This is a genomic window from Pseudomonas sp. 44 R 15 (assembly GCF_900004965.1).
GTDB lineage: Bacteria > Pseudomonadota > Gammaproteobacteria > Pseudomonadales > Pseudomonadaceae > Aquipseudomonas > Aquipseudomonas orientalis_A.
Genome location: NZ_CVTU01000118.1, coordinates 42,675 through 50,000, shown reverse-complemented (window position 1 = coordinate 50,000; position 7,326 = coordinate 42,675). Strand labels below are relative to the sequence as shown.

The following is a 7,326-nucleotide window of genomic DNA, read 5'->3' as shown; positions in this document are numbered from 1 at the left end:
GGGCCATCCATGGCCCAGTGCGGCTAACCCGGCGTCCTGCCGGGTTACCCACGGATTCAAGCCTGCGTTCGGCCAGCGTGGTTTGACGGGGCGCTTAAGATCAAAAGCAGATCAAGATCAAGAGCGACTCGCTTCGCATCGTGGTTACGGTTGGGCGCTACAGAGTTGTGTAGATACCTATGGCTATCGGGGGCAAGCCCCCTCCCACATAAAGCGAACCGCAGTCAGAAAGTGAGGGTGCTGGACACCGACACCTGCCGCGCATCGCCAATAGACACGAACTGCGTGTTCACCGACGAGGTGTAGTAGGTACGGTCAAACAGGTTCTTCACATTGAGCTGGAACTTGACCTTCTGCCCCTCGAGCCGAGTGTCGTAGCTGGCGAACACATCGGCCACGGTATAGCTCGGCAATTCAAAGCTGTTGGCCGCATCCCCTGCCCGCTCACCGACATAACGCGCTCCGGCGCCGACGCGCAGTTGATCACCGCCCAGGATACTGCCGAAGTCATACACCGCCGACAGCGAGCCGGTGTTTTTCGCCACGTTCTGCAGGCGATTGCCTTTGAGGCTCGGGTCTTCGGTGACCTCGGCATCGGTGTAGGCGTAACTGCCGATCAGGCTCCACTTGTCGGTCAACTGGCCGCTGGCATCCACTTCCAGCCCACGGGATCGCACCTTGCCCGCCACGCTGTAGACCGAGGTCAAACCGTCGCCCACCTGCACCAGCACATTGCGTTTATCAATGGTGAACAACGCCGCGCTCGCGGTGATGCGTCCCGGCAGGTCGAACTTGGTACCCAGCTCCCACGCCTTGGATTCTTCAGGGTCCAGGCTGCCATCCAGCACGGTCTTGTTGGCCAACGGCGCGATGGTGGAGTTGGGTTTGAACGACTCGGTATAACTGCCATAGAACGACAGCTCATCGGTGTAGCGATACACCAACCCGGCACGCGGCACCCATTTCTGGCCGTTGCCATCGGTGTTGGCGGTGAACGGCACGCCTTTGCCGGCGTATTGGTCGTACATCTGGTAGCGCGCGCCGCCGACCAGGATCCACTGATCGTTCAGGTGAATGGCGTCCTGGAAGAACAACGAGTCGCTGCGCAGCAGGTCGGTCTGGTTGCTGTCCGGCGCGCTGACTTTGGAGCCCGCCACTTCGTTGCCGTATACCGGGTTGTTGTAGTTGAAAACGCCACGCGGTGTCTGGCGGATCAGGTCGGCGCGGTAGATTTTGCGGTATTCGTCATCCAGGCCGAACACCAGGTCATGCTGCATACCCGCCACATTCACCTTGCCTTCAAGGCTGGCGGTGGCGAAGCGGTCGGTGGTCAGCGCGCCCTGGGTGCCGTCCATGCTGCGGGTCAGGGTGCCGTTGGTGTTGACCTTGACCACGCGTACCTGGCTCGCGTCGTAGGTTTCGCGGTTCCAGCTGTAGCCAAAATGGGCTTTCCAGTCGTCGTTCAGATCATGATCGACGCTGAGGCGGTACAGATCGGAGCGGCCCTCCATGTTGTTGAACGGCTCGTCCAGACGGTGGGTGGCGGGGATGTTCAGCGGATGGTTGGTCTTGGGATCGATGGCGGTGCCACGGTCGAACGGCGAAAGAAATTCGCGGTGCTCATAGGCCAACACCACTTGGGTGGTGTCGCCGTACCATGCCAGCGACGGCGCCACCAAGGTCTCGCGGTGGGTGCCGTAGTTGCGCCAGTAGTCTTCATCTTCATGGTCGACGATCAGGCGATAGGCCAGGCCGCTGTCACCCACCGGGCCGGTGGTGTCCAGGCTGCCGCCGCTGCCGTTCTTGCCGCTGCCGAAGGTGGAGCCGCGCGCAGTCAGGGAAGTGGACTGCAGCAGCTCGGGCTTTTTGCTGACGATATTGACCACGCCGCCGGGGTCCTGGATGCCATACAGCAACGACGACGGGCCCTTGAGCACTTCGACACGCTCGGCCGTCGCATTCAAGGCGCGACCCTGCACCACAGGCATGCCGTCCTTCATGATCGAGCCGTTACGGTTGTCGCCAAAACCGCGCAGCATCACCGCGTCCTGGGTACTGCCGAGGGTGTTGGACTGGGTGATACCGCTGATATTGCCCAGCGCATCATCCAGATTGCGCGGTTGTTGATCGCGCAGCACTTGAGCCGGGACCACGTTGACGGTCTGCGGGGTTTCCAGCAACAGGCCACGGGAGCGCATCACCGAGCTGGTCGCCGGCGGCTGGTAGCTGGTGCTGTCCTGGGCGAGGTTGGCGCCGCTGATGGTGGTAGCGCCGAGATTGACCGCGCCATCGGTTGGCACAGGTTCCAGGGCCAGGGTGCGGGCGTCGATCCGGCGGAAGGTGAAGCCTGATTGACCCAGCAGGCGTTGCAGGGCCTGGGTCGCGCTCATTTGCCCGCTGAGCGCCGGGGCGTTGAAACCGTAGGGCGCTTCATCGGTATAGATCACGCTGATGCCGGTCACCCGGCTGAAATCACTCAGGGCCTGAGGCAGCGGTTTGGCTGCCAGGTCAAAATTGAACCGGGCGCTTTGTTGCTCCTGCGCCTGCGCCACCGCCAGGGGCAGCAATGCCACCCCCGACACCATCAGTACCGAGGCTCCCAGCCACTGTTTGACCCAACCGCCCGCCGTCGACTTCATGCTGTGAGAACCCGTGTAGAAAACGCTGTTAATGCGAATTGATCGCAGTTTCATGCACTACACGGATGGGCCGCAGGTTTACCTCACATCAGTGAGTAATTATTTTTTTGTTATTGCGCCTGGATGCGAAACCCCCACCGAGGGAAATGCACGTGCACGGTGCCGCCACGTTCATCAGTACGACGCAGGATCAGTTCTTCGCGCCCGGCAAACAGCAACTCACCGGCCACGGGGTCGACGCCATAGTCGATGGCCGCGATGGTCACCTGCTGTCCCGCCCTGAAGCCGTTCAAGTCCTCGAACGCCTCATCCGGCAGCGGTGCCGGGGTGGCATCGCGGGCGATCTTCAAGGCCTGCTCTGCGGTCATCGGACTGGCTGTGCCGTCGCCAACACTCAACACGCGTTCAAGCCAAGCCAACACGGCCGGATAGGCATCCACAAACGGCGCGGTGACCGGCGTGGCTTTCAGGAACCACAGTGAGTGGGCCAGGGCAAAGTCGGCAATCGAAGGCGCGCCGAACAGGAAATCGCCGGATTCGCGTTGTAGCTGTTGCTCCAGCCGCGTCATGATCGCCGGCCACTGATGCTTGGCCAACTCGGCCGGGAGCTTGCTGGCCGTGCCGCCACTGAACAGCGCGGCGCGGTCGGCGATGAAGGCCTTGATGGCTTCGGGTGGTAATTTGCCGAAACGCACCGCCACCGACTCCGGCTGGAACACCAGGCTCACGGCGTGGGCGAACACGACGCTGTCGGCCCAGGCGGCGAATGCCTGGGTGATCATTTCCTGGCCCGGCGGGAACAGCGCAGGCGCAGCCTTTTCCTGCTCCAGACGACGCGCGATCAGCGCCGTGTCGCAATAGATATCCGCCCCCACCTGCAGCACCGGGGTTTTCCGATAGCCGCCGGTCAAGGCCGTCAGGTCGGGCTTGGGCATCACCGGCGAAATGTGTACGGAATGCCAGGAGAGCCCCTTGAAGCCGAGTAAAAGTCGAGCTTTTTGCGCAAAAGGTGAGGTTGGATAATGATGCAGGATGAGCTCGGACATACGAGGCTCCGGATGGCGAATGAACGAGCAGATTACCGCGCAAAAGGTCCCGACGGTGTAATGGGAACCTATCAGTCAGCGTGATGAGCCACTCGCCGCCAGGCACTCCTTGGCGCTCTTCTTCAATTTCTTGATCAAGCGCTCCTGGCGCAACGCCTCACTCTTGCTCGCGCATTGCTCGGTGTACACCAGCGCTATGGCCGGGCTGGACAGGAAAAACCGCGCGCCCTTGCCGCTCTGGTGCGAAGCGAATCGGCGCACCGGGTCGTTGCTGATACCGCAATACAGCGCGCCATTGGCGGCGCGCACCAGGTAGACGTACCAGGGCTTGGGTTCAGGCGTGCTCACGGATGGATTCGGCAAGGCAAAGGGGTGCCCAGTTTATCAACGACTGGCCTGGAATGCCTTCAAGCCTTTGTTCGCCTGGGCGCGCACGGCGTTTCGCACCAGCGGTGTCCACCCCAGCAGCAGGCCCTTGGTGCCCAACGCCTGGCGCGACCAGCGCCACAGGTCGAACTGATCATGGTGCTCGCAGATCTTGCCCTCGCGAAAGACGAAGCGCGCTTGGATATCGTTGACCACGGTATTGCCGGTCGCGCTGAACAAATAGGTGGCCACCCAGTGTGCACTGCCGGTGCGTTCATCACTGTTTACCTGGTCGAAGGTCAAGGAAAAATCCTTGGCCCGCGTGGTGAGCATGCGCCACATATCCCCCGCGTCACGGCCGCGCAGTTCACCAAAGGCCGGGTCGCTGAACACCACGTCATCGCTGTAGCAGGCGATCATGGCTTCGGCATCCAGACGCTGGAAGGCGCCGTAGAATCGGCTGATCAGGGCGTTGTGGGCATCACTCATGGGCAGGCTCCGCAGGGGTCGAAAGAGTAGGCGCACGATAAGCTGCCCACGCCGCCCTGGCTACTCTCATTCGCCAGGCAAATGGGCGGGCTACGGCGCTATGCCGGTACTGCGGGCGTAGGCGAACAAGTCAACGTCGGTGGAAATACTCAAGCGCTGCATGGCCGTGCTCTTCTGCTTGCTGATCGTGGAGACGCTGCGGTTGACCTGGGCTGCGATCTGGCTGACGGTCATGCCGCTGGCCAACATGCGCACCACCTCGCGCTCCTTGCCCGATAGCTGGGGTTCCCGGGACTGGTCACCGGTGCCGGCCTCCACCAGTTGCATGCGCAGGCATTCGCTGACGAAGGTCTGTCCGGCCTGTATGGCCTTGATCGCCAGGGGCAACTCCTTGGCCGAGGCGCTTTTGGCGACCACCGCCCTGGCGCCATGGGCAAAGGCGGCGCGTAAGGTGGCGACATTGGCGAACATCGTCACCAGAATCACCGGCAACTGCGGATACTGACGATGCAGCAGGCCCAACAGGCAATAACCATCAGCCTGCTGGCCGCCGGGCATGGCGAAGTCGGTGACCAGTACGTCGCACGGTGTATCACCCAGCACGCCTAGCAGTTGATCGGGGCCGTCGGCTTCACCGACCACCTTGCACTTGCCATTCGCCTCGATCACGACTTTTTGCCCGACTCGGACAATGGGGTGATCGTCAGCAATAATTACTCTAAGCATAGGCACCCACGAATGATGGCAACTTGAATCCGCGCAAAATACCTCTGCCTGCGATCATCAACAACTGCTAACAAAGAGCCGCTTGCGGCCGAACCCAATGTTCAGTAGCGGCCACTTTTTGGACTACAACACAATAGGAAAGCGCCTACAGTCAAAACCAGATCGCTGTGGAGATGAATGCTCAGCACCAACATTCTTCAAATGTCGGACAGGTAATCGAGATAGGTGCACAGCTGTGCCTCGAACCCTTCCAACTGCGCCTTATGCGCAGCGACGCCATCGCACAGGACCTGCCTGATCACACTCACGGCGCTGGTTTCCAGGCCCGCGCCCCCCAGAAACACCAGGCTGCCGATCAACCGATGCAAGTGCTCGGCGGTCAGTGATGCGTTCAACGTCGCACGCGCATGGCGTAACACACGCAGGTCTTCCCAAGCCTCCACCAGCAGGCTTTCCAGCAATTGGTCGACAATGACGTCGCTGCCAAACGTGGCGACCAGCGAAGCACGGGTTGGCCAATTGATAATTGGCATCGCGGCTTCTTTTCCGGCGCGCGGGCCTTCATCGCCCGGCAACCAACGCACCAGTACAGCGTGCAATTGTTCAAGCGTCAGCGGCTTGACCAGCCAGGCATCCATGCCGGCCTTGCGGCAACGTTTCGGGCTGTCGTTTTGCAGATTCGCGGTCAAGGCGATGATCGGCACTCGCTTCAACCTGTTTTCGCGCTCGTGCCGGCGAATGGCGCGGGCCATGCTGTAACCGTCCATGAGGGGCATCCGGCAATCGCTGATGACCAGGTCGAAGGGCCTATGGGTAAAGGCGTCCAACCCCATGAGGCCATTGGCGGCAAGCTGGTGGCCGAGGCTGAGTTTTTGCAGCAGCCAACCCAATAACAGGCGATAGGCCGAATGATCCTCCACCACCAGCACATTCAAGTGCTGCCAATGAGGCCGGGGGGAAAAAGGCGGTTTGACTGTCTGGCTCGCTCCTGCGGTTGAACCTCCTGGCGAGCCCATCAGTACCTCTTCGTGGTGGTTAATCGGGCAGCCGTTTGCGGCATTGGCGCAGTCGCCAGGGCGAGCTGTCACGCAGCAGCGCCAGACATACCCTTTCGAAGGTTATCGACCGCAGCACCTATAACCTTTCAAGTCCATTCAAGCCCATACAACAACTACGAAAAGCACCGCGAAACAGCCTTCAAAACAGCGCGCCAGCCACGCCTGGCCAATGTCGTATTAGTTGTATTTCCCCCTCGCAGCCCCCTCGCTAAATTGTGTCCACCCCAAAAAGAGGGAAGGTTTGCCACTCCCCGGCAACCGCAAAAAACTTCGAAACCGCCGCCAAGCCAACCCCCTCGCTCACTCAGGAACGGGCGTTGACCTGCACGCGTTTCAATCTGCCCGACTGCAATGGAATGAGTTGAAATGAAAACCCCTGTATCCCTGTTGAGCAGTGCCCTGCTGCTCGCCATGACCTCCTCGGTGTTCGCCGCCAGCAGCGTCGACCTGACCGTCAAAGGGCTGATCACACCCAGTGCCTGTACACCCAGCCTGCCAGGTGATGTGGACTTCGGGAAAATCGCCGCAAAAGACCTGAACCTCGACAAAACCACCACGCTTGAGCGCAAGACCGTGCAACTGAGCGTCAACTGCGATGCGGCGACGCTGTTCGCCATTGACCCCATCGACAACCGGGTCGGCTCCGCTATCTACCCTAGCTCCTTCGGGCTGGGCATGATCAACGAAAACCAGAAGCTGGGCAGGTATCAATTGGCGTTCAGCAACCCCGTCGCCGAGACCCCCTCCACGCTCCTGGCCAGGTACAACGGCGAGGAACGCTGGAGCCAGTTGATGCCTGACGATGGCATCGCCCCCAACGACCTGGTGGCACTGGGCAGTCGTGGCGACACCGGTTGGGCGCCGCACCCGATCAAGGACGCGATCCTGGACGTCACGCTCTACACCTCCATTGCCCCGGCAAGAGACCTGACCTTGACCGACGAAGTGGCGATCGACGGTTCCGCGACCTTTGAAGTCAAGTACCTGTAAATGGACGCTTCC

At 60.9% G+C, this 7,326-nt stretch carries 7 protein-coding genes; 1 reads left to right on the top strand and 6 read right to left on the bottom strand.

The window, feature by feature from the left end; genetic code table 11:
• Nucleotides 1–224 precede the first annotated feature (224 nt).
• The 6 genes from BFP93_RS25205 to BFP93_RS25180 form a co-directional block, all read right to left on the bottom strand.
• Entirely contained in the window at nt 225–2,639 is a 2,415-nt protein-coding gene (locus BFP93_RS25205; RefSeq protein WP_065895337.1) for a TonB-dependent siderophore receptor, read from the bottom strand.
• A gap of 110 nt (nt 2,640–2,749) precedes the next feature.
• Nucleotides 2,750–3,685 (bottom strand): glutathione S-transferase family protein, encoded by a 936-nt coding sequence (locus BFP93_RS25200; protein WP_065885886.1) that lies wholly within the window; start codon nt 3,683–3,685, stop codon nt 2,750–2,752.
• Nucleotides 3,686–3,760: 75 nt separating this feature from the next.
• Nucleotides 3,761–4,033 (bottom strand): GIY-YIG nuclease family protein, encoded by a 273-nt coding sequence (locus BFP93_RS25195; protein ID WP_065895336.1) that lies wholly within the window; start codon nt 4,031–4,033, stop codon nt 3,761–3,763.
• Nucleotides 4,034–4,069: 36 nt separating this feature from the next.
• Nucleotides 4,070–4,540 carry a nuclear transport factor 2 family protein gene (locus tag BFP93_RS25190; RefSeq protein WP_065885884.1) on the bottom strand — a complete coding sequence of 157 codons (471 nt, stop codon included), beginning with the start codon at nt 4,538–4,540 and terminating at the stop codon, nt 4,070–4,072.
• A 90-nt stretch (nt 4,541–4,630) separates the two neighbouring features.
• Complete coding sequence (locus BFP93_RS25185; RefSeq protein WP_065895335.1) at nt 4,631–5,266, bottom strand: response regulator transcription factor; 636 nt, start codon at nt 5,264–5,266, stop codon at nt 4,631–4,633.
• A 197-nt stretch (nt 5,267–5,463) separates the two neighbouring features.
• The gene (locus tag BFP93_RS25180; protein WP_065895334.1) at nt 5,464–6,282 is read right to left on the bottom strand and encodes a response regulator; all 819 of its coding nucleotides are present in this window, start codon (nt 6,280–6,282) and stop codon (nt 5,464–5,466) included.
• A 408-nt stretch (nt 6,283–6,690) separates the two neighbouring features.
• Between BFP93_RS25180 and BFP93_RS25175 the strand changes: the two genes are divergently transcribed.
• Nucleotides 6,691–7,314, top strand: a complete 624-nt coding sequence (locus tag BFP93_RS25175; protein ID WP_065895333.1) for a DUF1120 domain-containing protein — start codon at nt 6,691–6,693, stop codon at nt 7,312–7,314.
• Nucleotides 7,315–7,326 lie beyond the last annotated feature (12 nt).